Genomic DNA, 24,831 nt, shown 5'->3' with positions numbered 1-24,831 from the left:
CTCGCTCCCACACTTATTTGGGGGACACCCTGACCCTTGTGGGAGCGAGCCTGCTCGCGAATCGATTTTGAATGAGACGAGGAAACGTGGATGAAAACCCTCTGGCAAAACTGCCACGCCGCCACCATGGCCCAGGGCGTCTACTCGATCATCGAAGACGCCGCCATCGTCACCCTGGACGAGCACATCCAATGGATCGGCCCGCGTGCCGAATTGCCGACGGGTGACTACCCGGCGGTCAACGACCTCAAGGGCGCCTGGGTCACGCCGGGGCTGATCGACTGCCACACCCACACGGTATTCGGCGGCAACCGCAGCGGTGAGTTCGAGCAGCGCCTGCAAGGCGTCAGCTATGCCGAGATCGCCGCCGCCGGTGGCGGCATCGCCAGCACCGTGCGCGCCACCCGCGCCGCCAGTGAAGACGAACTGTTCGCCAGCGCCGCCAAACGCCTGAAAAGCCTGATGCGCGATGGCGTGACCACAGTGGAAATCAAATCCGGCTACGGCCTGGACCTGGCCAGCGAGCGCAAGATCCTGCGGGTCATCCGCCGTCTCGGCGCTGAGTTGCCGGTCAGCGTGCGCAGCACCTGCCTGGCGGCCCACGCCTTGCCGCCGGAATACAAGGATCGCGCCGACGACTACATCGAGCACATCTGCACCGAGATGCTTCCGGCCCTGGCGGCCGAAGGACTGGTGGATGCGGTGGATGCCTTTTGCGAATACCTGGCGTTTTCCCCGGCGCAGGTCGAGCGGGTGTTTATCGCCGCGCAACAACTGGGGCTGCCAGTGAAGCTGCACGCCGAGCAGTTGTCATCCCTGCACGGTTCAAGCCTGGCGGCGCGTTACCAGGCGCTGTCGGCCGATCACCTGGAGTTCATGACCGAGGACGATGCCAAGGCCATGGCCGCATCCGGCACCGTGGCGGTGCTGTTGCCAGGGGCGTTTTATTTCCTGCGCGAAACCCAACTGCCGCCCATGGAAGCCCTGCGCAAGCACGGTGTGAAAATCGCCGTGGCCAGCGACCTCAACCCTGGCACCTCGCCGGCGTTGTCGTTGCGCCTGATGTTGAACATGGCCTGCACCTGTTTCCGGATGACCCCGGAAGAAGCCCTGGCGGGGGCGACGATTCATGCGGCCCAGGCCTTGGGCATGGCTGACACCCACGGTTCGCTGGAAGCCGGCAAGGTCGCGGATTTTGTCGTCTGGCACATCGACCGCCCGGCCGACCTGGCGTACTGGCTCGGTGGCGATCTGGAAAAACGCGTCGTGCGTCACGGCGTGGAAATCGATTGAGGAGAAAGCTTGTGGAGAAGGTCCTGAATTTCAAGCAAGGCCGCGTGCCGCTGTTGGTCAGCATGCCCCACGCCGGCCTGCGCCTGACGCCAGCGGTGAAGGCCGGGTTGATTCCCGAGGCCCAGAGCCTGCCGGACACCGACTGGCACATACCCAAGCTCTATGAATTCGCCAATGAATTGGGCGCCAGTACCCTGGCCGCGCAATACTCACGGTTCGTCGTCGACCTGAACCGTCCCTCCGATGACAAGCCGATGTACGTCGGCGCCACCACCGGTTTGTACCCGGCGACGCTGTTCGATGGCGTACCGTTGTTTCGCGACGGGCTGGAGCCGTCGGTCGAGGAGCGGGCGACGTATCTGCAACAGATATGGATGCCCTACCACCAGGCGCTGCGGGAGGAACTGGCGCGGCTCAAGGCCGAGTTCGGCTATGCCTTGCTGTTCGATGCCCATTCGATCCGCTCGGTGATCCCGCACCTGTTCGACGGCAAGCTGCCAGACTTCAACCTCGGCACGTTCAACGGCGCCAGTTGCGACCCGACCCTGGCCAGCCAGCTCGAAGCCATCTGCGCTCGCCATGCTGAATTCACCCATGTGCTCAACGGACGGTTCAAGGGCGGACACATCACCCGGCACTACGGCAACCCGGCCGAAGACATCCACGCGGTGCAACTGGAACTGTGCCAGAGCACCTACATGGAAGAATTCGAACCGTTCAACTACCGCGCTGATTTGGCGGCGCCGACTCAGGTAGTGCTCAGGGAATTGCTGGAAGGCTTCCTGGCGTGGGGACGCAACACCTACAAACGCTAACCTGTGGCGAGTCAGCTTCTGTGGCGGGGGAGCTTGCTCCCGCTCGAGTGCGTAGCGCTCGCAAAATTTGGGGCCGCTGCGCAGCCCAGCGGGAGCAAGCTCCCTCGCCACAAAAGCATTTCAAGCCCCTCTCCCTGTCGCCACCGTGCAAAACCGAGTCGCCACAGTTCATCTTCGGCCCCTCGGCGCTGCGTAATGTTTCGGGCACGGTGCAGCAAGACACCGACCTACAATAATCCGCTGCCGCACGAGACCTTCCCGATGAAAAGACTGTTCAAGCGCTGTCTGTCGATCCTCTGCGGTACCACCCTCTTGAGTGCCGGGGCGATGGCCGCCGAGCCTGCGTCGTGCCAGACCGTGCGCATGGGCGTGGTCAACTGGACCGACGTGATCGCCACCAGCGGCATGGCCGATGTGTTGCTCGCCGGGCTGGGCTACGACAGCAAGCAGACCAGCGCCGTGCAACAGATCATCTTCGCCGGCATCCGCGACAAGCGCCTCGACATTTTCCTGGGCTACTGGAAGCCGGCGATGGACAAGAACATCGCGCCGTTCCTGGCGGCCAACCAAGTGAAAGTGTTGGACAAGCCGAGCCTGGCCGACGCCCAGGCCACCCTGGCTGTTCCAGACTACGTGGCGGCGGCGGGGCTCAAGACCTTTGCCGACATCGCCCGGTTCAAAGATCAACTGGGCGGCAAGATCTACGGGATCGAGCCGGGCAGCGGGGCCAACACCACCATCAAGACCATGATCGAAACCAACCACTTCGGCCTCAAGGACTTCAAGCTGATCGAATCCGGTGAAGCGGGCATGCTGGCCGCGGTGCAGCGGGCGGTGAATCGCAAGGAGTTCGTGGTCTTCGTCGGCTGGACCCCACACCCGATGAACATCAACATGAACATCACCTACCTGACCGGCAGCGAGGATGTCTATGGCCCGAACGAAGGCGCCGCGACCGTCTCCACCGTCACCGCGCCGGACTATGCCCAACGGTGCCCGAATGTGAACCGGTTGTTGGAAAACCTCACCTTCACCGCCGCCCAGGAGAGTCAGTTGATGGTGCCGATCATGGAGCGCAAGACGCCCCAGGACGTCGCCCGGCAATGGTTGCGCGAGCATCCCGAGGATTTGCAGCGGTGGCTGGCCGGCGTCTCCAGCTTCGACGGCAAGGATGGCGTGGCGGCGGTGCAGGCCAGTCTCAAGAACTGACACAATCGTCTGGACACTGATAACCCCTGTGGCGAGGGAGCTTGCTCCCGCTGGGCTGCGAAGCAGCCCCAGAAAAAAACGGGCGCTGCGCACCCGAGCGGGAGCAAGCTCCCTCGCCACAAAAGCCACAAAAGCCACAAAAGCCACAAAAGCCACAAAGCCATAAAGGCCTCCGAGCCACACCTTGGCGATCCACGGCAAACCACAATGACCTACCCACTCTCCCAGGCAATGTCAGCCTTCATCGACCAGACCCGGAGCTTCACCAGCCCGGACGACAGCCTCGCCGGTTCGCGCCTGGCCTACAGCCAAATGTGTCGGGCGTTCACCCCGCCGTGCCCGCCGACGCTGGCCGTCGAGGATTTCGAACTGGCCGGCGTGGCGGTGCGGGCCTATTACCCGCAGCGTGCGGCACCGCTCGCCGGCTGGCCATGCCTGCTTTACTTGCACGGTGGCGGTTGGGTGGTGGGGAACCTGGATTCCCATGACTTCATCTGCATGGAGCTGGCGGCTGCCCTTGGTGCGCTGGTGGTGGCGGTGGATTATCGGCTGGCCCCAGAGCATCCGTTTCCAGCCGGGTTGGACGATTGCCTCGCCGTGTGGCGTCATCTGGCAGCCTTGCCCTTTGCCATCGACCCGCGTCGCCGGCTGGTGGTCGGCGACAGTGCCGGCGGCAATCTCACGGCGGCGTTATGCCTGGCCTTGCGTGATGCCGGGCAACCGTTGCCTCGGGCCCAGGTGCTGATCTATCCGGCGCTCGGTGGCCCGGCAACGCTACCCTCGCGCCACGAATGTGCCGATGCGCCGCTGTTGAGCAGCCAGGAGCTGGACAACTATTACGCGCTTTACCTGGGTGACGTTGCACCGTCGCCCGGCGCCATGCCGCTGCTTGCCGATCACCTGGGCGGCTTGCCGCCAGCGCTGATCATCGTGGCGCAATGGGACCCGCTGCGCGACGACGGCATCCTTTATAGCGAGCGGCTGAACGCCGCAGGGGTAGCCTCTGTGTTGTACATGGGCGAAGGGTGGGTCCACGGTTGCCTGCGCGGTCGGGGGCAGGTGCCGGAGGTCGATCGGCTGTATCGCACGCTGCTGGGGTACCTGGCTGACATGCTTTGACTGCGCAGGGGACATGCTCATTAAGGTAATTCGGGTTTATGATGCCGGACGGCAGACTAAATAGACGTCCCCACAGGGATGACTCGACCCCTTACGGAGCGCGCAATGCAGACTTTGTACCCGCAGATCAAACCCCATGCCCGGCACGATCTGGCTGTCGATGACACCCACACGCTCTATGTCGATGAAAGCGGTTCCCCCGAAGGCCTGCCGGTGGTGTTCATTCACGGCGGCCCGGGTGCTGGCTGCGATGCACAGAGCCGCCGCTACTTCGATCCGAACCTGTACCGCATCGTCACTTTCGACCAGCGCGGCTGCGGTCGGTCCACCCCCCATGCCAGCCTTGAAAACAACACCACCTGGGATCTGGTCGAAGACCTGGAGCGCATCCGCAAGCACCTGGGCATCGAGAAGTGGGTGCTGTTTGGCGGTTCCTGGGGCTCGACCCTGGCCCTGGCCTATGCCCAGACTCATCCCGAGCGGGTCCACGGCCTGATCCTGCGTGGGATCTTTCTCTGCCGGCCGCAAGAAATCGAATGGTTCTACCAGGCCGGTGCCAGTCGCCTGTTCCCCGACTACTGGCAGGACTACATCGCACCGATCCCGTTGGACGAGCGCGACGACCTGCTTAGCGCTTTCCACAAGCGCCTGACCGGCAACGACCAGATCGCCCAGATGCACGCGGCCAAGGCTTGGTCCACCTGGGAAGGTCGCACCGCGACCCTGCGTCCGAACCCGCTGGTGGTCGATCGCTTCTCCGAGCCGCAGCGGGCGCTGTCGATTGCCCGGATCGAATGCCACTACTTCACCAACAACGCTTTCCTCGAACCCAACCAGTTGATTCGCGACATGGGCAAGATCGCCCATTTGCCGGGCGTCATCGTGCATGGCCGCTACGACGTCATCTGCCCGCTGGACAATGCCTGGGAGCTGCATCAGAACTGGCCCAACAGCGAACTGCAGGTGATTCGCGACGCCGGCCACGCCGCTTCGGAGCCGGGGATCACCGACGCACTGGTGCGCGCCGCTGCGCAAATGGCCCGGCGCCTGCTCGACCTGCCGCCTGAAGAAGCATGAAGGGGCTGTTGCAACGAGTTCGCTGCGCGCGGGTCGAAGTATCAGGCGAGATCATCGGCGCCGTGGATCAGGGCTTGCTGGTGTTGGTGGCCGTCGAGCCCGGGGATACCCGGGCCAGCGCCGACAAACTCCTGCATAAGCTGCTTAACTATCGAGTGTTCAGCGACGCCGACGGCAAGATGAACCTGTCCCTGGCGGATGTCGGTGGTGGGTTGCTGCTGGTGTCGCAGTTCACCTTGGCGGCCGACACCAAAAGTGGTTTGCGCCCGAGTTTTTCGACAGCCGCGCCTCCGGCCCTGGGAGAAGAGTTGTTCAACTATTTGCTCACCCAGGCGAAACAGGTGCATGGCACTGTGGCATCAGGTAGATTCGGCGCCGACATGCAGGTGCATTTGGTCAATGATGGCCCGGTAACCTTCCTGTTACAGGTCTGAAAGCGTTTGAAACATCTTTTCGGGCCTGTTTCGAGGCAAAACTGGGAGTTTTCTCGATAAATACTTTGCTACCCCTGATGCGTTGTCACGCGGGCTACTAGATAATCGCGCGCTACGGGGGATCAGCGTTCGCTGGTCCATTTGACTTAGGTAGAGACTTGTCCTGGACCGTTTGGGGAATCATTTTGTCCCATCGGAGTCGGAACAATGCTCGCCAACTTGGCAAGAGTGGTCCGCAGGAACGGTTTTTCAATGCCGTTACCGTGCAGATACTTTATCTGGCCGTTGGTTTTTTGATCAGTTTTCGGCGAGGGTTGCTCGTGATTGTTAGTCCCTGTAATGCACCAAAAATGACTGCCAAACGGTTTAGAAACGCTCTGGTAGCGGGCTCGGCCCTGCTGTGCCTGTTCGGCGCGGGCCAACTGTGGGCATTCAGCCTGGATGATGTATCGGCGAAGGCTCAAGAGCTGGCCGGGCAAAAATACGAAGCCCCGCGCAGTAATCTGCCGAACGAATTCCGCGAAATGAAATTCGCCGACTATCAAAAAATCCGTTTCCGTACCGAAAAAGCCGAATGGGCCGACCAGAAGACACCGTTCAGGCTGTCCTTCTATCACCAGGGTATGCATTTCGACACACCGGTGAAGATCAACGAAATCACCGCGACCACCGTCGAAGAGATCAAGTACGACCCGTCGCGCTTTGACTTCGACGATCTGAAATTCGATCCCAAGGCCACTGAACAGCTGGGTTACGCGGGTTTTCGCGTGTTGTACCCGATCAACAAGGCTGACAAGCAGGACGAGATCATGACCATGCTGGGCGCGAGTTATTTCCGCGTCATCGGCAAGGGCCAGACCTACGGCCTGTCCGCTCGCGGCATGGCCATCGACACCGCGTTGCCATCGGGTGAAGAATTCCCGCGCTTTCGCGAGTTCTGGATCCAACGTCCGAAGCCGACCGACAAGCACCTGGTGATCTTCGCCCTGCTGGATTCGCCACGCGCCACTGGCGCCTATCGCCTGACCTTGCGTCCGGGCACCGACACCGTGGTCGACGTGAAGTCGCGCATGTTCCTGCGTGACCGCGTGACCAAGCTGGGTGTGGCCCCCTTGACCAGCATGTACCTGTTCGGCGCCAACCAGCCGTCCAAAGTGCTGAACTACCGTCGCGAACTGCACGATTCCAGTGGTCTGTCGATCCATGCCGGTAACGGCGAGTGGATCTGGCGTCCGCTGAACAACCCGAAACACCTGGCCGTGAGCAACTTCTCGGTAGAAAACCCGCGTGGTTTCGGCCTGTTGCAACGGGGGCGCGACTTCAGCCATTACGAAGACCTGGACGACCGCTACGACAAGCGCCCAAGTGCTTGGATCGAACCGAAAGGCGATTGGGGCAAGGGCTCCGTCGACCTGGTAGAAATTCCGACCGCCGACGAAACCAACGACAATATCGTTGCCTTCTGGAGCCCGGAAAAACTGCCTGAGCCAGGCCAGCCGCTGGACTTCAGCTATCGCCTGCACTGGACCCTCGACGAAGCCAGCCTGCACTCGCCTGACAGCGCCTGGGTCCAGCAGACCCTGCGTTCCACCGGTGACGTGAAGCAGTCCAACCTGATCCGTCAGCCGGACGGCAGCGTGGCCTACCTGGTGGATTTCGAAGGTCCGTCCCTGCAAGCTCTGCCGGAAGACGCCGATGTGCGTAGCCAGGTGAGCGTCGGCGAAAACGGCGAGATCGTCGAGAATAGCGTGCGCTACAACCCTGAAACCAAGGGCTGGCGCTTGACCCTGCGGTTGAAGATCAAGGATTCGAAACAGGCCACCGAAATGCGTGCGGCGCTGGTCCGTCCATTGACGCCTGTCGAAGCCCCGGCCACCGCGCACTCCGTAACCACGACCCTGGCCAAGGCCGACAAAGTCGCCCGCCAGCAGACCGAAAAAGAGCTCGCGAACGAAAAAGCGAAAGACGAAGCCAAGGCCGTCAAGGCGGCGGACGCGGCTGTTGAACCGACCCCAACCCAGCAGGAACCGGAACCGACTGAACAAGTCTTGACCGAGACCTGGAGCTATCAGTTGCCAGCCGATGAGTAATACTTCAGTACAGCCAGAGACGCTCAGCGAGTACCTGGCCCATTTGCCCATGACCGACGAGCAGCGCGCCGAACTGGCGGGCTGCAAGTCCTTCAGCGAATTGCACGAACGCCTGTCCTCATCGACCTTCGACGAGCCCGCCGAGGCGGCGCAAGCCTCGGTGGGCCGCCGGCTGACCCTGAGCACCGCCGAAGAGCTCGAAGACGCCGAGATGCTGGGGCTCGACACCAGCGGTCGGGTGTGCCTGAAGGCCACGCCGCCGATTCGTCGGACCAAGGTCGTACCGGAGCCGTGGCGCACCAATATCCTGGTGCGTGGCTGGCGGCGCCTGACCGGTCGTACCAACCCGCCGAAGCCGCCCAAGGATGAGCGCGTACTGCCACATGCACGCTGGCGTACCGTGGGCTCGACCCGTCGCTACATCCTGCTGATCTTGATGCTCGGCCAGACCATCGTCGCCGGCTGGTACATGAAGGGCATCATGCCGTACCAGGGCTGGTCGTTCGTGGATCTGGAAGAAGTCCTGCACCAACCGCTGTTGCAGACCGCCACGCAAGTGCTGCCGTATGCGCTGCAAACCAGCATCCTGATTCTGTTCGGGATCCTGTTCTGCTGGGTCTCGGCAGGTTTCTGGACAGCGCTGATGGGCTTTCTCGAATTGCTCACCGGTCACGACAAGTACCGCATTTCCGGTGCCAGCGCCGGCAACGAGCCAATTCCCAAGGACGCCCGCACCGCGCTGGTGATGCCGATCTGCAACGAAGACGTGCCACGGGTATTCGCCGGTTTGCGCGCAACCTTCGAGTCGGTGGCCGCCACCGGTGACCTGGATCGTTTCGACTTCTTCGTGCTCAGCGACAGTAACGAAACCGATATCTGCGTGGCCGAACAACAGGCCTGGCTGGACGTCTGCCGTGAAGCCGGTGGTTTCGGCAAGATCTTCTATCGCCGCCGTCGCCGTCGCGTGAAGCGCAAGAGCGGCAACCTCGACGACTTCTGCCGTCGTTGGGGCAGTGACTACAAGTACATGGTCGTGCTCGACGCCGACAGCGTCATGAGCGGTACCTGCCTGACCAGCCTGGTGCGCCTGATGGAAGCCACGCCGGACGCTGGCATCATCCAGACCGCGCCACGTGCTTCGGGCATGGACACGCTGTATGCGCGCATGCAGCAGTTCGCCACCCGGGTTTACGGTCCGTTGTTCACCGCCGGCCTGCACTTCTGGCAGTTGGGTGAATCCCACTACTGGGGCCACAACGCGATCATCCGCATGAAACCGTTCATCGAGCACTGCGCCCTGGCGCCGCTGCCCGGTAAAGGCGCGTTCGCCGGTGCCATCCTGTCCCACGACTTCGTCGAAGCGGCGTTGATGCGCCGTGCCGGCTGGGGCGTGTGGATTGCCTATGACCTGCCGGGCAGCTACGAAGAGCTGCCGCCGAACCTGCTGGACGAACTCAAGCGTGACCGTCGCTGGTGCCACGGCAACCTGATGAACTTCCGGCTGTTCCTGGTCAAGGGCATGCACCCGGTGCACCGTGCGGTGTTCCTGACCGGCGTGATGTCCTACCTGTCGGCCCCGCTGTGGTTCTTCTTCCTGGTACTGTCCACTGCGTTGTTGGCGGTGAACACGCTGATGGAGCCGCAGTACTTCCTCGAGCCGCGCCAGCTCTATCCGTTGTGGCCGCAATGGCACCCGGAAAAGGCCATCGCCCTGTTCTCCACCACCATCGTGCTGCTGTTCCTGCCCAAGCTGCTGAGTATCGTGCTGATCTGGGCCAAGGGTGCGAAGGAGTTCGGTGGCAAGTTCAAGGTGACGCTGTCGATGCTCCTGGAGATGTTGTTCTCCATGCTGCTGGCGCCGGTGCGGATGATTTTCCACACCCGTTTCGTGCTCGCCGCATTCCTGGGCTGGGCTGCAACCTGGAACTCGCCGCAGCGTGACGATGACTCCACGCCATGGAGCGAAGCGGTCAAGCGCCACGGTCCGCAAACCTTGCTGGGCTTCTTCTGGGCCTTGCTGGTGATATGGCTGAACCCGAGCTTCCTCTGGTGGCTGGTGCCGATCGTCGGGTCGCTGATGCTGTCGATCCCGGTATCGGTGATTTCCAGCCGCGTGGGCCTGGGCTTGAAGTCCCGTGATGAAAGCCTGTTCCTGATCCCCGAGGAATACGCACCGCCACAGGAGTTGCAGTCGACGGACCAGTACACCCATGAAAACCGTTGGCATGCGCTCAAGGACGGTTTCATCCGGGCGGTGGTCGATCCGCAACAGAACGCCTTGGCGTATGCGTTGGCAACCTCGCGTCACGGCAAGGCCGAGCCGATCGAGTGGCTGCGGGTCGAACGTGTGCGTCACGCCTTGAAGGCCGGCCCTGACGGTCTCAGCAACGCTGAGCGACTAGCCCTGCTGAGCGACCCGGTGGCCTTGTCCCGCCTGCATGAGCAGGTCTGGAGCGAGGGTCATCCCGAGTGGCTGGAGGCATGGCGTGAGTCGGTCAAGGCCGACCCTCATGCACCGCTGTTACCGCTACAGCCGTTGAGCGCACAGCCTCAAGTGGCCTGATACGCAAAAAGCCCCGCTTCTGAAAGGAAGCGGGGCTTTTTGTTGGGCTAAGGATTTGTACCTGTGACTTCCGAATTTCGAGCGAATAGCGTTATTACACAATTGGAGTGACATTGACGTTTGGACTGAGGAAGTCAATGTGAAAGCCGCTGGAGCCATCTCCGATAGCTAAATGGACACCGTTGATACCCTCGTTCATTTGAGAGTTCACCTTGTAATCTATGAAGGCTGCTATTTCTTCATTGACGCCGATGGCGAATTCGGTCAGTCCGAGTCCTCGAACCCCGGCAGCTGATTTCAATGTTTCGATATGTTCCTCGTTGTCGGCTTGTAAAGACGTCACCTTGTTTTCAACGACTGTCAGCCACCCCCCGGCCTTGGCTATCGAGTCTGATAACAGCTTGAGCCTGACTCGAATGTCCTCAGGTAGTTGTGGATTAGCTTTTCTTAATACCGTTAAAATTCCAGAAATCTTAAGTTTTCCGTTCAGGCAGAACGGACAGCGTTCATGGATATTCATGTGGGCATAGTGCACTTCGAAAAACTCGGCTGCTGAGTGTATGAAATTCTCTGAAATGTCCTCCTCTATCAACGCGTAGGGTTCTGCTTGGCGGTGGGTTGTGACTGTTCCGGAAGTGTCTTCACCTGATAGGAGGAATGAGTCATGGGAGTTAAGCATGTTTAAAAAGAAACGCTGTCTTTCTAATGATTTTTTGTAGTCGCTGTTAAGCAATAAGTGCAAGCTGTAGTTCGCGCTACTCAAAGACGGATCGAAGACCTGTGCTGCGCAGAACACGCTTTCTTGACTGGGGTGGTCTTGGCAATCTCCAGCGTGAGCTTGGCCGCGGTGTTGCTGAACGAAAAAATTATGCTATTTCGGGGAAGAGTACCGATCTCGTGAATGTGCGCTGTGTTCAATCCTTGATGACTGCATTCATCAAGGAATTCTTGTGAGTCTGCAATAACCCAGAATTCTTCTTCTCCAAAAAGTGTGTGGATATTGGTCATGGATGACATGGGTTGCTCCTGGATAGGCGGACGGCACGTAGATGCCGCCCGCTGGTTAGCGGAAGTCAATCCTCCGTGTAGGCCCAAGCCAATGGAGCCCATCCAAAGTTTTCCGGGCCCGAGGTCAGGCGACTCAGTTTCTCTGATTTCCATATTTACCCTCCTTTTTTGTTGGGATCCCTTGTCGAACAAGGGAGTTGTATTTATTCAAGTCTTTCTAAGATTTGGAATGGGTTTGTTTGAGGGTTTTTAGAATGAATTGCGCTATTTTCTGTTTTTTGGCTGTTAAGAGGTTATTTGTGTGGGAAGTGGCTGTAGCGGATTTCTGAAAATTAAGTAAATGACTCTCTGGCATTGTTTTGGTGGTCTAGTGTTGATAGGTTTTATTGCTATTCGTTTGAGGTTTTAAACTGAGGGGTCGGAAATGACAGGTGCAAAACAATATTTGTCTGATGCAGCCCTCCAGCAGGCGCTGTCCGTAACAGACCTGACGGAAACACATACACCCGCCCATGCGGTTCAGTTGATGGTTAATGAGATTGTCGAGGGATTGATTCGTAGCGGCTGGCCTCGGGCACGTATTCAGAGTGGCCCGCGTATCGTGTCTGCTGAAGAAAACTATGGGCTACTAGGCTACGATCCGGCAGAGATCACCTTGGGCAGTGAACACACTCGCTGGGTGAGCGAACATTCGTTGTTGCGCACGCAAACCACCAGCCAGATTCCCGCCGCTCTTCAACGGGCTGCTCAAGAGCGCAAGACCGGGGAGATGATCCTGCTGGCCGCTCCGGGCATCACCTTTCGCCGAGACAGTCGAGATAGGTGGCATTGCGCCGAACCGCATCAGATGGATATTTGGGTTCTGGGCGATCCAGAACTTTCGGATCGCGAGCATCTGTTGCGTCTGGTCCGCGATATTCTCGGCGCCGCGGTACCCGATAAACCTTGGGTCTACAGCGACAGCCCGCATCACTACACCGAGGGCGGAATCGAAGTGAACGTATTGAACGACGGCGCCAATGTTGAAGTACTCGAATGTGGCCTCATCGCCACTTCGCTGCTGCGGCGATTAGAAATTGATCCTCGGCGTCATGGTGGACTGGCGTTGGGAATGGGCCTGGATCGGTTGACGATGCTACGCAAGGGTATTCCAGATATTCGTTTGTTGCGTGACGCTAACGAGCGGGTGCAGGCCCAAATGCAAGATCTGCGGCCATGGAACGCCGTTTCGCGCTTGCCTTCGATTTCTCGGGATATTTCGGTGGCGGTGTCTCCGGGGTTGAGTGAGGAGGTGCTGACTGAAAGGATGCTGCAGGCGGCCGGGGACTGTTCTGGCTGGATCGAGGAAATGCAGATCAAAGGACGTTGGGTTTCGTCTGAGCTGCCACCCCAAGCTATTGAGCGACTCGGCCTTCTGGTCGATCAGGAGAATGTTCTACTGCGCGTCGTACTGCGGGATTGTTCTCGGTCAATCACGACTGCGGAGGCCAATGCTTTGTATGAAAGGATTCAGTCGGCGTTGCACGAGGGCGCTCCGGGAGCAGGATACCGAATGGACTTGAAGGTGCGTTAATGCACTCGCCAATGGTGCTGGTTCCGTCTCGCAGATAAATCAAAACAGCCCCACTTCTGAAGGCGCGCAGGGCTATTCCTCGTGGCGATGTCGGTCAGTGTTGTGGATTGATGCTATCCAACATCCGGTTTGCCAATAACCTACTCAGTTCGATCAGTTGCTGAATGCCGAAGGCAACATGGCGTCGCGAGCCTTTCAGGTCGAACGCAAGGTCGCTGACCATGGCATCGGCTGAGGCCAGGTTTTCGCTGAGGTTGGCCAGCAGGCTTTCGGTGTCGATGTCGTCGACGACGGTGAAGAGTTGGCTTGGCGACGGTTTTATCCCGGATTTGGTCTGTTTGGGATTCAGGTAGTCATCGAGCGTGCGATCGATGGCTTCTTGGATTTTCTTGGGGTCGGTTTCTGGTTCTGGAGGGTTGGGTGTGACCTTGTGCATGGTTGACGCTCCTTGATTGATGGAGCCGCCAGACATCGCTGCTAAACGAAAAGGGTGGCGACTGTGCGCGGGTTAGCAGACCAGGAATCAAGGAACCCGGCGCACCGAAGTGCCCCACGCACAGCCGCCATAAAGCGGACCTGCGTGCCTTGATATTGTGCCGAGCTGCTAAACCCGATCGCTGAACTGACAGCGACCCGCAAACGTTAGAGCCCAGGGCCAAGGCGCACAAGCCGGCGGATTCTGGCGTAGTTGTAGGCAATGGCGCAAGGCGCCGTAGCCTTGGGATGACGGATTGTCGGACGTAGGTATTTTTGTATGTATATCCGTTATTTAGGTCACGGCTGCTTAGGGTTCCGCCCTTACGGCGGGTCACTTTCGAAAAGCGCGAAAGTAACCAAAGCGCTCATGCCCCACCACTTGGCACCTCGCTTAGGCTCGGCATGCCCTCACTCCGGCATTGCTCCGTGGGCCCGCCGCGAAGGGCCATCCATGGCCCAGCGCGGCTATCCCGGCATCCATGCCGGGATGCCCACTCCACAATGCCTGCGTTCGGCCATCGTGGTTAACGGGGCGTCCGAGATCAACGTCCATCGCGAGGCGGCCTAGTAGCCGACCTGGCTCTCCCGGTCGTACACCCGTCAGATCTGTTTGAGCAGGGCCTGTGGGAGCAAAGCTTGCTCGCGAGGCGGCCTAGTAGCCGGCCTGTCTCTTGCGGGTGTACCCCAATCCAACTGTGGGAGCGGGCTTGCTCGCGAAAGCGGCAGCACATTCAGCATTGATGCAAGCAGACCCACCGCCATCGCGAGCAAGCTCGGCTCCCACAGGGATCGGCGGTGGACGCTGATCTTATAAACGACCAAAAACCTATGTGGGAGCGAGCCTGCTCGCGAAGGCGGCGGCACATCCAGCATTGATGCAAGCAGACCCACCGCCATCGCGAGCAAGCTCGGCTCCCACAGGGATCGGCGGTGGACGCTGATCTTATAAACGACCAAAAACCTATGTGGGAGCGAGCCTGCTCGCGAAGGCGGCGGCACATCCAATACTGATGCAAACTGACCCACCACCATCGCGAGCAAGCTCGGCTCCCACAGGGATCGGCGGTGGACGCTGATCTTATAAACGACCAAAAACCTATGTGGGAGCGAGCCTGCTCGCGAAAGCGGCAGCACATTCAGCATTGATGCAAGCAGACCCACCGCCATCGCGAGCAAGCTCGGCTCCCACAGGGATCGGCGGTGGACGCTGATCTTATAAGCGACCAAAAACCTATGTGGGAGCGAGCTTGCTCGCGAAGGCGGCGGCACATCCAATACTGATGCAAACTGACCCACGGCCATCGCGAGCAAGCTCGGCTCCCACAGGGATCGGCGGTGGACACTGATCTTATAAACGACCAAAAACCTATGTGGGAGCGAGCTTTCTCGCGAAGGCGGCGGCACATCCAATACTGATGCAAACTGACCCACCGCCATCGCGAGCAAGCTCGGCTCCCACAGGGATCGGCGGTGGGCACTGATCTTATAAATGACCAAAAACTTATGTGGGAGCGAGCTTGCTCGCGAAGGCGGCGGGGCAGTCAGTATTGATGTTGCCTGACAGACCGCCATCGCGAGCAAGCTTTGCTCCCACAGATCTGACGGGTGTACGACCGGAGGAGCCAGGTCGGCTATAAGGCCGCCTAGTGGTGGACGTTGATCTCGGGCGCCCCGTTAACCACGATGGCCGAACGCAGGCATTGCGCAGTGGGCAACCCGGCATGGATGCCGGGTTAGCCGCGCTGGGCCATGGATGGCCCTTCGCGGCGGCCCACGGAGCAATGCCGGAGTGAGGGCATGCCGAGCCTAGGCGAGGCACCAAGTGGTGGGGCATGTAGCGTTTTGCTTACTTTTGCGCTTCTCAAAAGTGAGCCGCTGTAAGAGCGGAACCGTCAGCCGCCGTTACCTAAATAACGGATATACACACAAATCCAAGTGAGCCAGCCGCAAGGCATCAAACCCGAAACCGCCCCACCAACGTCTGCAAATGCACCCCCAACCGCGCCAGCTCAGCACTGGAGGCGGCAGTCTCCTCACTGGACGACGCCGTTTGCTCCGATACATCACGCACATTCAGCACACTACGGTTAATCTCCTCAGCCACCGCGCTCTGCTGCTCGGCCGCCGCAGCGATCTGCTGGTTCATCGACTGGATCGCCGAAACCGTACGGGTGATGTTCTCCAACGAGCCCCCGGCGCGGCGGGTCAGCTCGACGCTGTTGTCGGTCAGGTTGCGACTATTGTCCATGATGGTCGCGACCTGCTGGGTGCCCGATTGCAGGCCGACGATCAGCTCTTCGATTTCTTCGGTGGACTTCTGGGTGCGCTGCGCCAGGCTGCGAACCTCATCGGCCACGACCGCAAAGCCACGTCCGGCTTCCCCTGCGCGGGCAGCTTCGATGGCGGCGTTGAGGGCCAGCAGGTTGGTTTGCTGGGCCACGGACTTGATCACGTCGAGCACGCTGCCGATCTTGTCGCTTTCACGCTTCAGGTCACCCATCGCCGCGGTGGAGTTGCCCACTTCGAGGGCCAGGCGTTCGATCTGGGCGATGGCTTCGCCGACCACTTTTTCACCTTCGCGCGCCTGCTGATCGGCTGCGACGGCGGCTTCGGAGGCTTCCTCGGCGTTGCGGGCGACTTCTTGCACCGTGGCGGTCATTTCATGCATGGCGGTGGCCACCTGATCGGTTTCAACCTTTTGGCTGTTGACCCCGGCGCTGGTCTGCTCGGTGACGGCCGAGAGCTGGTCGGCGGCGCTGGCGATCTGGGTAACACCTTCGCTGATGCCACCGATCAATTGCCGCAGGCCCACGGTCATGCTTTGCATGGCGCGTTGCAGTTGGCCGAGTTCGTCGCGGCGTTCTGAGGTGAGATTGTGGGTCAGGTCGCCAGCGGCCACGCGTTCGGCGACCTTCAAGGTCTCGCCGAGTGGGCCGACGATCTGCCGGGTGATGAACAGGGCAGCGATCACGCCAAACAGCAGCGCCAGGGCGGCGGCTGCGATCAGGACAGACTTGGCCTGGCCGGAATCATGGTCACGCACGGCCGTCTGGGATACGGTGAGCTTCTGGCTGGAGTCGATCAGTACCCTGCCTTGCTCACTCATTCGTTGCAGTGCTGCGCCGTTATCCAACTGGGAGTCGCGGAACTGACTGACCGCCGCGCGATAGACGTTCATCGAGTCGCTGGCTTGTTGGAGGGTGTCGGCGTGTTCCTCGGGTAGCTGGGCCGGCAAGCGTGCCAGTAGCTTCAGGACGTCGGTGATAGCATCGATGGCCGGCTGCTGGGCCTCGCTTTTTCCGCTGTAGGTGTAGCCGCGAACCTGATAGCGCGCCTGTTGGATCGCCTTGCTCAGGGCCACCACACTGTTGAACTGGGTTATATCACCGCTTTGCAGCGAGGCTTTTTCCACCTCGGCGACGCGGGCCACGGCGCTGTCGGCGCTGGCGCCGAGTTTGCTGCGGGCGTCTTCGCGGCTGACGGTGGCGCTGGTCATCTGGGCGAAGGCGCTTTTGTATTCGGCAACGGCGGCCAGTTGCTGGTCGATCAGCGCCACGTCAGCGGGTTGTTCAATTAACTCGCGAGCAGTTTTCAATCCGGCTTCGAGCTTGCCAAGCAGGTCGTTGACCTGTTGCGGTCCTTTCTCGCCGCGCGTGTTGCTGTAGTCAATGCTTGCCAGGTTCAAGTCCTTGCTCAAGTCATTGAGACTGGCAATGAACCCTAGCTTGTCGCCCCGGCTGATGACATTACCCAGGCTGGACCAACCGGTGAACGCAATCAACAAAGTGAGGAACAGCACCAGGCCGAAGCCTGCGCCGAGTTTACGGTTAACGCTTACGTTACCTAGCCATCGGAACATGCCGTTACTCCCAGCAGTATTGTATTTATATGCTGGGACCTATATCGACCGTTTGGCGGATATCTATAGAAAATAACGGCGGTGCACTTGCTGAGTTTTCTCTACCGCCAGTCCATGGCCGGGTGATCCATGCCTGTACTATTTAGACCTTGAAGCGTCCTACCAGCGTTTGCAAATGAACCCCCAACCGCGCCAGTTCGGCGCTGGAGGCGGCGGTTTCTTCGCTGGAGGATGCGGTTTGTTCGGAGATATCGCGAACGTTCACGACGCTGCGGTTGATTTCTTCGGCCACGGCGCTCTGCTGCTCGGCCGCGGCGGCGATCTGTTGGTTCATCGACTGGATCGCCGAGACTGTACGGGTGATGTTTTCCAGTGAGCCACCGGCACGGCGGGTCAGTTCGACGCTGCTGTCGGTCAGGCTACGGCTGTTGTCCAGGGTGGTCGCGACCTGCTCGGTGCCCGATTGCAGGCCCAGGATCAGCTCTTCGATTTCTTCGGTGGACTTCTGGGTGCGCTGGGCCAAGCTGCGCACCTCGTCGGCCACCACCGCAAAGCCCCGTCCGGCTTCACCGGCCCGGGCTGCTTCGATGGCCGCGTTGAGGGCCAGCAGATTGGTTTGCTGGGCCACGGACTTGATCACGTCGAGCACGCTGCCGATCTTGTCGCTCTCGCGCTTGAGGTGGCCCATGGCTTCGGTGGAGTTGCCCACTTCCTTGGACAGGCGTTCGATCTGGGCGATGGCTTCGCCGACTACTTTTTCGCCTTCGCGAGCCTGCTGGTCAGCGGCGACGGCCGCTTCGGAGGCCTCTTCGGCATTGCGCGCCACCTCCTGCACGGTGGCGGTCATTTCATGCATGGCGGTGGCGACCTGATCGGTTTCCACTTTCTGGCTGTTGACTCCGGCGCTGGTCTGCTCGGTGACGGCCGAGAGCTGTTCGGCGGCGCTGGCGAGTTGCGTGACGCCGTCGCTGATGCCACCGATCAGTTGCCGCAGGCTGATCACCATTCGCTGCAGGCTGCCTTGCAATTGGCCCATGTCGTCACGGCGGGTGACCACCAGGTTATAACTCAGGTCACCCGAGGCGACACGCTCGACGGCAACCAGGGTCTGTTGCAGTGGCACGACGATCTGCCGGGTGATGATCCACGCGGCCAGCAGGCCAAACGCTAACGCCAGGATGGTGACGATGATCAGCGTTTCTTTCGCTTGAGCCGTTTCCTGGTCGCGTTTCTCGATCTGCGAGGTCGTCAAACGACTGTTCAGCTCATCCAAACGGGCGTCTTGATCCGCCATTCTCTTGAGGGCTGATGCGCTGATCACCTGCGAATCGCGGAACTGGCTGACGGCAGTGCGATAAGCCTTCATCGATTCAGAAGCTTGTTGCAGGTTGGCGGCGTGCTCGGGCAGCTTGCCCGGCAGGCTTTCAAGGTTTTTCAAGACGCTATCGATGGCATCCAGCGCCGGTTGCTCGGCATCGGCCTTGCCGCTGTAGGTGTAGCCGCGGACCTGATAGCGCGCTTGCTGGAGCAGTTTGCTCAGCTCAACCACACTGTCGAATTGCGCAACACTGTCGCCTTGGCGCAGGGCATTTTCGACTTCCTTCACTTTGGCCACGGCATTGTCGGCATTGGCGCCCAGCTTGGAGCGGGCCGATTCGCGGTTCTGCGTCGCCTGGGTCAGGTCGGCGAAGGCGCGTTTGTACTCATCGAGGATCGCCAGTTGCTGATTGAGCAACTCCTGGTCTGCCGGACGTACAAACCGTTTGAGGGCCGCTTGGATGCTGTCCTGAAGCTTGCCCAAGAACTCGGTGACGACTGCTGGCCCTTGTTCGCCGCGTCGCATCTCATACTCGAGACTGGCAACTCGCAAATCCTTGGCCAACTCATTGAGGCTGGCGATGGACGCCTGTTTATCCGCGCGGCTGATCACGCTGCTCAGGCTGTTCCAGCCGGCGAAGGTACTCAGGAGGGTCATGAGCAGCACCAGGCCAAAACCGAAACCCAGTTTGCGATTGACGCTTACGTTTCCCAGCTTTTCGGTTAGCCAACTGAACATGCTGATACTCCCTCGAACCTTTTATAGGCCTTATGAGAAGAGTATCGACCATGTGACGGGGATCTGTAGAAAATAGGCGGGGGTATATCCGTGGCGAGGGCGCTTGCCCGTGCTCGGCTGCGAAGTCGTTGCCAGTCCGAACGCCGTTGATGGCCGATTCGCGCCCGAGCGGGAGCAAGGCCCCTTGCCACGGGGGCCGTGCTCGCCGCTTTTTCGGCGTTTAGACTTTGAAGCGTCCCACAAGTGTCTGCAAATGAACCCCCAGTCGCGCCAGTTCGGCGCTGGAAGCGGCGGTTTCTTCGCTGGAGGAGGCGGTTTGTTCGGAGACATCGCGAACGTTCACGACGCTGCGGTTGATCTCTTCGGCCACGGCGCTCTGTTGCTCGGCGGCGGCGGCGATCTGTTGGTTCATCGACTGGATCGCCGAGACCGTGCGGGTGATGTTTTCCAGTGAGCCGCCGGCACGGCGGGTCAGTTCGACGCTGCTGTCGGTCAGGTTGCGGCTGTTGTCCAGGGTGGTGGCGACCTGTTCGGTACCCGATTGCAGGTTGCCGATCAGTGCTTCGATTTCTTCGGTGGACTTCTGGGTACGCTGGGCCAGGCCACGAACCTCGTCGGCCACCACTGCGAAACCACGCCCGGCTTCACCGGCACGGGCCGCCTCGATGGCCGCATTGAGGGCCAGCAGGTTGGTTTGCTGGGCGACGGACTTGATCACGTCCAGCACGCTGCCGATCTTGTCGCTCTCGCGCTTGAGATGACCCATGGCTTCGGTGGAATTGCCCATTTCCTTGGACAGGCGTTCGATTTGGGCGATGGCTTCACCCACCACTTTTTCGCCTTCGCGAGCCTGCTGGTCCGCGGCGACCGTCGCTTCGCAGGCCTCTTCGGCATTGCGCGCCACTTCCTGCACCGTAGCGGTCATTTCATGCATGGCGGTGGCGACCTGATCGGTTTCCACTTTCTGTTTGTTGACCCCGGCACTGGTCTGCTCGGTGACGGCCGAGAGCTGTTCGGCGGCACTGGCGATTTGCGTGACGCTGTCGCTGATGCCGCCGATCAATTGCCGCAGGCCCACGGTCATGCTTTGTATGGCGCGTTGCAGTTGGCCCAGCTCGTCGCGGCGCTCGGCGCTGAGGTTGTGGGTCAAGTCACCTGCCGCCACGCGTTCGGCGACCTTGAGCGTCTGCTCCAACGGTATGACGATCTGCCGGGTGATCGCCATGGCGGCGATCACGCCGAACAGCAGGGCCAACGCGGCGGCCGAGATCAGTAACGTATTGGCTTTGGTCGCATCATGGTCGCGCACGACCGTTTGGGACAGCGTGAGGTCTCTACTGGCCCCGCGTAGCACAACCCCCAGGTCGGACATGCGCTTGATGGCGGCAGCGCTGGCAGTCTGGGCATCACTGAACTGGCTGACCGCGGCACGATAGGTCTTGAACGACTCGCTGGCCTGTTGCAGGTTGGCGGCGTGTTCATCGGGCAGTTGGGCCGGCAGGCTGCCGAGGATTTTCAACGCGTTATCGATGGCATCCAGGGCTGGCTGCTCGGCGTCGGCCTCAACGCTGTAGGTATAACCGCGAACCTGGTAGCGGGCTTGTTGGATGGCCTTGCTCAGGCTGACCACACTGTCGAGTTGAGCAGCGTTGTCGCTTTGCCGTATGGCGGTTTCAACGCTGGTGACTCGGGCCACGGCGTTATCGGCACTGGCGCCCAGTTTGCTGCGCGCATCCTCACGACTGGCCATGGCTCGGACCAATTCGGCGAGGGCAACCTTGTAATCGGCGACAGCGGCCAGTTGTTTGTCGACGATCGCCACATCGGCTGGCTGTTCGATCGATTGACGGGCGGTCTGGAGCCCGGGCTCCAGTTTGCCGATCAGATCGTTGATTTCCCCCGAGCCCTTTTCACCCCGGGTCGAGTAATAGTCCATGCGCGCGGAGCGCAGGTCCTTGGTCAGGTCGTTCAGGCTGGCGATGAGCCCGAGTGTGTCGCCGCGTGCAATCACATTGCCCAGGCCGGTCCATCCGGTGAAGGCAATCATCAAGGTTAAGAGCAGCACCAGACCGAAGCCGAAGCCTAGTTTGCGATTAACGCCTACGTTACCTAGCCATTGGAACATGCGGATACTCCCTTGAAGGGCGGAACTGCTCTGTATAGAGCACTATCGGCCCAGCAGGGGAGAACTGCAGAAGTGGGTTAGATGAGTTTGGAATACAGTGGCAAGCCACTGGTATCAGAACAGTCGTGAGAGCAGCGCGGTAACCGCCGTCTCGACCCGCAGGATCCGCTCGCCCAGTTGCACCGGTTGCAGCCCGGCCTTGGCCAGCAGGTCGATCTCGTAGGGAATCCAGCCGCCTTCCGGGCCAATGGCCAGTGTCACCGGTTCGGTCAGCGCGCGAGGGCAGGGCGGGTAGTTGCCGGGATGACCGACCAGGCCCAAGGTGCCGTCGGTCATGGCCGGCAGGCGGTCCTCGACAAAGGGTTTGAAGCGTTTCTCGATAACCACCTCAGGCAGCACGCTGTCCCTGGCCTGTTCCAGGCCCAGGATCAGTTGCTCGCGGATGGCCTCGGGTTCGAGGAACGGCGTTTGCCAAAAGCTCTTTTCCACGCGATAGCTGTTGACCAGCACCACGCGCGGCACGCCCATGGTGGCGACGGTCTGGAACACCCGCCGGAGCATTTTCGGACGCGGCAAGGCCAACACCAGCGTCAATGGCAACTTGGCCGGTGGAGGCAGGTCGAGGGTCACTTGCAGTTCGGCCTCGTGGGCTTCCAGGCGCAGCACCTGGGCGGTGCCCATCAACCCACCGATGCGCCCGACGCGCAGGCTGTCACCGACGGCGCTGCGATGGACTTCCTGCATGTGGGTCAACCGGCGATCGCTCAGGATCACGCGGTCAGGCCCGATGAAATCGGCCTCTTCGAGCAGCAGCAGGTTCACGCTTGGGTCGCTGGCGGCTGGTCGTTGTGGTCATCGACCGGTTGTTCCTCGGGCTCTTCTTCCCGGCGCTTGCGCACCAGGCCACCGAACAGGATGCCGATCTCGAACAGCAGCCACATCGGCACCGCCAGCAGGGTCTGGGAGAAGATGTCAGGCGGGGTCAGGATCATGCCGACCACGAAGCAGCCGATGATCACGTAGGGGCGGATCTTCCTCAAATAGGCCACGTCGACCACGCCGATCCACACCAGCAGCACCACGGCCACGGGGATTTCGAACGCCACGCCGAAGGCGAAGAACAGCGTCATGACGAAATCCAGGTAGCTGCTGATGTCGGTCATCATTTCCACGCCCGCCGGGGTGGCGGCGGCGAAGAACTTGAAGATCAGCGGGAACACCAGGTAATAGGCGAAGGCCATGCCGGTGTAGAACAGCAGGATGCTGGACACCAGCAGCGGCACGGCGATACGTTTTTCATGCTTGTACAGGCCCGGTGCGATGAAGCCCCAGATCTGGTGCAGGATCACCGGGATCGCCAGGAACAGCGAGACCATCATCGTCAGCTTCAGCGGCGTCAGGAACGGCGACGACACGTCGGTGGCGATCATTGTCGCGCCTACCGGCAGGTACTGGCGCAGCGGCGTGGAGACGAAGGTGTAGATCTGCTGGGTGAAGGAAAACAGCCCGGCGAAGATGATGAAAATCGCCGCGACGCAACGCAGCAGGCGGGTGCGCAACTCGGTGAGGTGCGATACCAGCGGCATCGGCTGGTCGTTCTCTGGGATATCGCTCATGGGGCTCGCGGCGGCAAAGTAGGATCGTTAGGCGCTTCCGGCGTTGTCGCCGTCGGGGCGGGTTCCACTGGTTTGGCAGGCTCGGCCACCGCAGGCGCCGTGTCCTTCACCGGTGCCTGTGGCGCAATCGTCGGTTCGGCCACAGGCTGGACCGGCGTCGGTTCCTGTTGGGTCGGCGTGAAGATTTTCCGCGCTTCCTGCTCCAGGGACAGAATATGTTCGTTGTGAAGTTGCCGCCGGATGTCGTCGGCACCGATCTCACGTTCAACTTCCTGTTTGATCGCATTGAAGCTGCGCTTCAGACGGCCGATCCACAGACCGGCGGTGCGCGCAGCACCCGGCAGGCGCTCGGGGCCCAGTACCAGCAGGGCGACGAGGCCGACGAGCAGCAGTTCAGTGAAGCTGATCCCAAACATTAGTCAGTGCTCACGAGTCTTTGCGGACGGGCTCTTCGACTTTCTGGGCCTGCACGTCGATGGTGTGCGGCGCATTCACCGGCTGGGCGGCCTGGGGGTGTACCGGTTGGGTCGGCTGCGCCGGTTGGCCGGGAGCCGCCGTCGGATCGGTCGGTTTTTCGTCATCGTTCATGGCCTTGCGAAAGCCCTTGATCGACTCGCCGACATCGGTGCCGAGGTTTTTCAGTTTCTTGGTACCGAATACCAACACCACGACGACCAGGATGACGATCCAGTGTTTCCAGTCAAAAATACCCATGGGACTATTCCTCTCAAAAGTTGATCAGGCGGACGGGCGCGAGGCTTTCTCGACGTGCCCGGACAGACCGAAGCGACGGTCCAGTTCATCCAGTACGGCCTGCGGATGCTGCCCCAGTTGGGCCAGCATGACCAGGCTGTGGAACCACAGGTCGGCGGTCTCGTAGATCACGTCGCTGCAATCGCCACTGATGGCGGCGTCCTTGGCGGCGATGATGGTCTCGACCGACTCTTCGCCGACTTTCTCCAGAATCTTGTTCAAGCCCTTGTGGTACAGGCTGGCGACATAGGAACTGTCGGCTGCGGCGCCCTTGCGCTCTTCCAGCACCTGGGCCAGGCGGGTCAGGGTGTCACTCATGGGTATGTCCTGAATAAATGGCGTGCGGGTCCTTGAGCACCGGGTCGACGGTTTTCCAGTCGCCGTTCTCGAAGACGCGATAGAAGCAGCTTTGACGGCCGGTGTGGCAGGCAATCTCGCCGACTTGCTCGACCATCAGGATGATGACGTCGCCGTCGCAGTCCAGGCGCATCTCATGCAGGTGCTGCACGTGCCCGGACTCTTCACCTTTGCGCCACAGCTTGCCACGGGAACGTGACCAATAGATGGCGCGGTTCTCGGCGGCGGTCAGGGCCAGCGCTTCGCGGTTCATCCAGGCCATCATCAATACGCGCCCGGTCTTGTGGTCCTGGGCGATGGCCGGCACCAGGCCGTCAGCGTCCCATTTGATCTCGTCCTGCCAGTTTTTCATCTTTGACTCCGACCATGGGCCGCGCACCTGAGGTCGGCGGGCCCAGCGTTGAAAC

The 24,831-nt window shown here is 60.6% G+C and carries 22 protein-coding genes and 2 pseudogenes; 10 read left to right on the top strand and 14 right to left on the bottom strand.

Annotation, left to right across the window (positions count from 1 at the left end; translation table 11 throughout):
* Positions 1 to 90: 90 nt before the first annotated feature.
* The 8 genes from hutI (at position 91) to mdoH (ending at position 10,600) form a co-directional block, all read left to right on the top strand.
* Positions 91 to 1,293 carry an imidazolonepropionase gene (hutI, locus tag LQ215_RS19950; protein WP_230152220.1) on the top strand — a complete coding sequence of 401 codons (1,203 nt, stop codon included), beginning with the start codon at positions 91 to 93 and terminating at the stop codon, positions 1,291 to 1,293.
* Between the two features lie 11 nt (positions 1,294 to 1,304).
* Positions 1,305 to 2,108, top strand: coding sequence for an N-formylglutamate deformylase (gene hutG, locus LQ215_RS19945; RefSeq protein WP_230152219.1), 804 nt, complete (start codon positions 1,305 to 1,307; stop codon positions 2,106 to 2,108).
* A 261-nt stretch (positions 2,109 to 2,369) separates the two neighbouring features.
* The gene (locus tag LQ215_RS19940) at positions 2,370 to 3,317 is read left to right on the top strand and encodes a choline ABC transporter substrate-binding protein (RefSeq protein WP_230152218.1); all 948 of its coding nucleotides are present in this window, start codon (positions 2,370 to 2,372) and stop codon (positions 3,315 to 3,317) included.
* A 231-nt stretch (positions 3,318 to 3,548) separates the two neighbouring features.
* Positions 3,549 to 4,436, top strand: a complete 888-nt coding sequence (locus LQ215_RS19935; RefSeq protein WP_290369148.1) for an alpha/beta hydrolase — start codon at positions 3,549 to 3,551, stop codon at positions 4,434 to 4,436.
* A gap of 105 nt (positions 4,437 to 4,541) precedes the next feature.
* Positions 4,542 to 5,513 (top strand): prolyl aminopeptidase, encoded by a 972-nt coding sequence (gene pip / locus LQ215_RS19930; RefSeq protein WP_003196909.1) that lies wholly within the window; start codon positions 4,542 to 4,544, stop codon positions 5,511 to 5,513.
* On the top strand, positions 5,510 to 5,947 hold the full coding sequence (dtd, locus tag LQ215_RS19925) for a D-aminoacyl-tRNA deacylase (protein WP_003196911.1): 438 nt from the start codon (positions 5,510 to 5,512) through the stop codon (positions 5,945 to 5,947). The genes pip and dtd overlap by 4 nt, the downstream gene beginning before the upstream one ends.
* A gap of 350 nt (positions 5,948 to 6,297) precedes the next feature.
* Complete coding sequence (locus tag LQ215_RS19920; protein ID WP_230152216.1) at positions 6,298 to 8,037, top strand: glucan biosynthesis protein G; 1,740 nt, start codon at positions 6,298 to 6,300, stop codon at positions 8,035 to 8,037.
* Positions 8,030 to 10,600 carry a glucans biosynthesis glucosyltransferase MdoH gene (gene mdoH / locus LQ215_RS19915; RefSeq protein ID WP_230152215.1) on the top strand — a complete coding sequence of 857 codons (2,571 nt, stop codon included), beginning with the start codon at positions 8,030 to 8,032 and terminating at the stop codon, positions 10,598 to 10,600. The genes LQ215_RS19920 and mdoH overlap by 8 nt, the downstream gene beginning before the upstream one ends.
* A 94-nt stretch (positions 10,601 to 10,694) precedes the next feature.
* Here the strand turns inward: mdoH and LQ215_RS19910 are convergent, their stop codons facing one another.
* Positions 10,695 to 11,342 (bottom strand): hypothetical protein, encoded by a 648-nt coding sequence (locus LQ215_RS19910; RefSeq protein ID WP_230152214.1) that lies wholly within the window; start codon positions 11,340 to 11,342, stop codon positions 10,695 to 10,697.
* A 17-nt stretch (positions 11,343 to 11,359) separates the two neighbouring features.
* Complete coding sequence (locus LQ215_RS19905; RefSeq protein ID WP_230152213.1) at positions 11,360 to 11,617, bottom strand: hypothetical protein; 258 nt, start codon at positions 11,615 to 11,617, stop codon at positions 11,360 to 11,362.
* A 415-nt stretch (positions 11,618 to 12,032) separates the two neighbouring features.
* Between LQ215_RS19905 and LQ215_RS19900 the strand changes: the two genes are divergently transcribed.
* Positions 12,033 to 13,181, top strand: a complete 1,149-nt coding sequence (locus tag LQ215_RS19900; protein ID WP_230152212.1) for a PheS-related mystery ligase SrmL — start codon at positions 12,033 to 12,035, stop codon at positions 13,179 to 13,181.
* A 94-nt stretch (positions 13,182 to 13,275) separates the two neighbouring features.
* Here LQ215_RS19900 and LQ215_RS19895 read toward each other — a convergent pair whose 3' ends face one another.
* Positions 13,276 to 13,617, bottom strand: coding sequence for a DUF6124 family protein (locus tag LQ215_RS19895; RefSeq protein ID WP_230152211.1), 342 nt, complete (start codon positions 13,615 to 13,617; stop codon positions 13,276 to 13,278).
* 420 nt (positions 13,618 to 14,037) lie between these two features.
* On the opposite strand from LQ215_RS19895, the gene LQ215_RS19890 reads away from it, so the two are divergent.
* Positions 14,038 to 14,226 (top strand): nucleoid-structuring protein H-NS, encoded by a 189-nt coding sequence (locus tag LQ215_RS19890; RefSeq protein WP_230152226.1) that lies wholly within the window; start codon positions 14,038 to 14,040, stop codon positions 14,224 to 14,226.
* Between the two features lie 1,386 nt (positions 14,227 to 15,612).
* Here the strand turns inward: LQ215_RS19890 and LQ215_RS19885 are convergent.
* The 11 genes and pseudogenes from LQ215_RS19885 to hisI all read right to left on the bottom strand — a co-directional run bounded on the left by LQ215_RS19885 (position 15,613) and on the right by hisI (position 24,776).
* A complete protein-coding gene (locus LQ215_RS19885; RefSeq protein WP_230152210.1) occupies positions 15,613 to 17,517 on the bottom strand; it encodes a methyl-accepting chemotaxis protein in 1,905 nt (634 codons plus the stop codon).
* A 142-nt stretch (positions 17,518 to 17,659) separates the two neighbouring features.
* Positions 17,660 to 18,364, bottom strand: coding sequence for a methyl-accepting chemotaxis protein (locus LQ215_RS29820; RefSeq protein ID WP_436839590.1), 705 nt, complete (start codon positions 18,362 to 18,364; stop codon positions 17,660 to 17,662).
* Positions 18,365 to 18,562: 198 nt separating this feature from the next.
* Positions 18,563 to 19,492 (bottom strand): annotated as a pseudogene (locus LQ215_RS29815) (methyl-accepting chemotaxis protein); the annotation flags it as partial.
* A gap of 301 nt (positions 19,493 to 19,793) precedes the next feature.
* On the bottom strand, positions 19,794 to 20,507 hold the full coding sequence (locus LQ215_RS29810; RefSeq protein ID WP_373557684.1) for a methyl-accepting chemotaxis protein: 714 nt from the start codon (positions 20,505 to 20,507) through the stop codon (positions 19,794 to 19,796).
* A gap of 144 nt (positions 20,508 to 20,651) precedes the next feature.
* A pseudogene (locus LQ215_RS29805) lies at positions 20,652 to 21,620 on the bottom strand (methyl-accepting chemotaxis protein); the annotation flags it as partial.
* A 192-nt stretch (positions 21,621 to 21,812) separates the two neighbouring features.
* Positions 21,813 to 22,520 carry a 16S rRNA (uracil(1498)-N(3))-methyltransferase gene (locus tag LQ215_RS19870; protein ID WP_230152206.1) on the bottom strand — a complete coding sequence of 236 codons (708 nt, stop codon included), beginning with the start codon at positions 22,518 to 22,520 and terminating at the stop codon, positions 21,813 to 21,815.
* Positions 22,517 to 23,314, bottom strand: a complete 798-nt coding sequence (gene tatC / locus LQ215_RS19865) for a twin-arginine translocase subunit TatC (protein ID WP_230152205.1) — start codon at positions 23,312 to 23,314, stop codon at positions 22,517 to 22,519. The genes LQ215_RS19870 and tatC overlap by 4 nt, the downstream gene beginning before the upstream one ends.
* On the bottom strand, positions 23,311 to 23,730 hold the full coding sequence (gene tatB, locus LQ215_RS19860; RefSeq protein ID WP_230152204.1) for a Sec-independent protein translocase protein TatB: 420 nt from the start codon (positions 23,728 to 23,730) through the stop codon (positions 23,311 to 23,313). Before tatB ends, tatC begins: the two co-directional genes overlap by 4 nt.
* 10 nt (positions 23,731 to 23,740) lie before the next feature.
* Complete coding sequence (locus LQ215_RS19855) at positions 23,741 to 24,028, bottom strand: twin-arginine translocase TatA/TatE family subunit (RefSeq protein WP_210642454.1); 288 nt, start codon at positions 24,026 to 24,028, stop codon at positions 23,741 to 23,743.
* A gap of 24 nt (positions 24,029 to 24,052) precedes the next feature.
* Positions 24,053 to 24,385 (bottom strand): phosphoribosyl-ATP diphosphatase, encoded by a 333-nt coding sequence (locus LQ215_RS19850; protein ID WP_003186671.1) that lies wholly within the window; start codon positions 24,383 to 24,385, stop codon positions 24,053 to 24,055.
* On the bottom strand, positions 24,378 to 24,776 hold the full coding sequence (gene hisI, locus LQ215_RS19845) for a phosphoribosyl-AMP cyclohydrolase (protein WP_003196931.1): 399 nt from the start codon (positions 24,774 to 24,776) through the stop codon (positions 24,378 to 24,380). Before hisI ends, LQ215_RS19850 begins: the two co-directional genes overlap by 8 nt.
* Positions 24,777 to 24,831: the final 55 nt, after the last annotated feature.

The organism is Pseudomonas brassicacearum (assembly GCF_918698105.1).
Taxonomy (GTDB): Bacteria; Pseudomonadota; Gammaproteobacteria; order Pseudomonadales; family Pseudomonadaceae; genus Aquipseudomonas; species Aquipseudomonas brassicacearum_F.
This window is presented reverse-complemented; position numbering and strand designations above follow the sequence as displayed.

What these genes read in the sequence shown, in the direction of transcription:
- LQ215_RS19900 (WP_230152212.1), top strand. Translation starts at nt 12,033, where the DNA reads ATGACAGGTGCAAAACAATATTTGTCTGATGCAGCCCTCCAGCAGGCG.
- LQ215_RS19905 (WP_230152213.1), bottom strand. Translation starts at nt 11,617, where the DNA reads ATGTCATCCATGACCAATATCCACACACTTTTTGGAGAAGAAGAATTC.
- hisI (WP_003196931.1), bottom strand. Translation starts at nt 24,776, where the DNA reads ATGAAAAACTGGCAGGACGAGATCAAATGGGACGCTGACGGCCTGGTG.
- LQ215_RS19940 (WP_230152218.1), top strand. Translation starts at nt 2,370, where the DNA reads ATGAAAAGACTGTTCAAGCGCTGTCTGTCGATCCTCTGCGGTACCACC.
- LQ215_RS19895 (WP_230152211.1), bottom strand. Translation starts at nt 13,617, where the DNA reads ATGCACAAGGTCACACCCAACCCTCCAGAACCAGAAACCGACCCCAAG.
- LQ215_RS19850 (WP_003186671.1), bottom strand. Translation starts at nt 24,385, where the DNA reads ATGAGTGACACCCTGACCCGCCTGGCCCAGGTGCTGGAAGAGCGCAAG.
- hutI (WP_230152220.1), top strand. Translation starts at nt 91, where the DNA reads ATGAAAACCCTCTGGCAAAACTGCCACGCCGCCACCATGGCCCAGGGC.
- LQ215_RS29810 (WP_373557684.1), bottom strand. Translation starts at nt 20,507, where the DNA reads ATGCATGAAATGACCGCTACGGTGCAGGAAGTGGCGCGCAATGCCGAA.
- LQ215_RS19920 (WP_230152216.1), top strand. Translation starts at nt 6,298, where the DNA reads ATGACTGCCAAACGGTTTAGAAACGCTCTGGTAGCGGGCTCGGCCCTG.
- dtd (WP_003196911.1), top strand. Translation starts at nt 5,510, where the DNA reads ATGAAGGGGCTGTTGCAACGAGTTCGCTGCGCGCGGGTCGAAGTATCA.
- tatC (WP_230152205.1), bottom strand. Translation starts at nt 23,314, where the DNA reads ATGAGCGATATCCCAGAGAACGACCAGCCGATGCCGCTGGTATCGCAC.
- LQ215_RS19855 (WP_210642454.1), bottom strand. Translation starts at nt 24,028, where the DNA reads ATGGGTATTTTTGACTGGAAACACTGGATCGTCATCCTGGTCGTCGTG.
- tatB (WP_230152204.1), bottom strand. Translation starts at nt 23,730, where the DNA reads ATGTTTGGGATCAGCTTCACTGAACTGCTGCTCGTCGGCCTCGTCGCC.
- mdoH (WP_230152215.1), top strand. Translation starts at nt 8,030, where the DNA reads ATGAGTAATACTTCAGTACAGCCAGAGACGCTCAGCGAGTACCTGGCC.
- LQ215_RS29820 (WP_436839590.1), bottom strand. Translation starts at nt 18,364, where the DNA reads ATGACCGCCACCGTGCAGGAGGTGGCGCGCAATGCCGAAGAGGCCTCC.
- LQ215_RS19885 (WP_230152210.1), bottom strand. Translation starts at nt 17,517, where the DNA reads ATGTTCCGATGGCTAGGTAACGTAAGCGTTAACCGTAAACTCGGCGCA.
- pip (WP_003196909.1), top strand. Translation starts at nt 4,542, where the DNA reads ATGCAGACTTTGTACCCGCAGATCAAACCCCATGCCCGGCACGATCTG.
- LQ215_RS19935 (WP_290369148.1), top strand. Translation starts at nt 3,549, where the DNA reads ATGTCAGCCTTCATCGACCAGACCCGGAGCTTCACCAGCCCGGACGAC.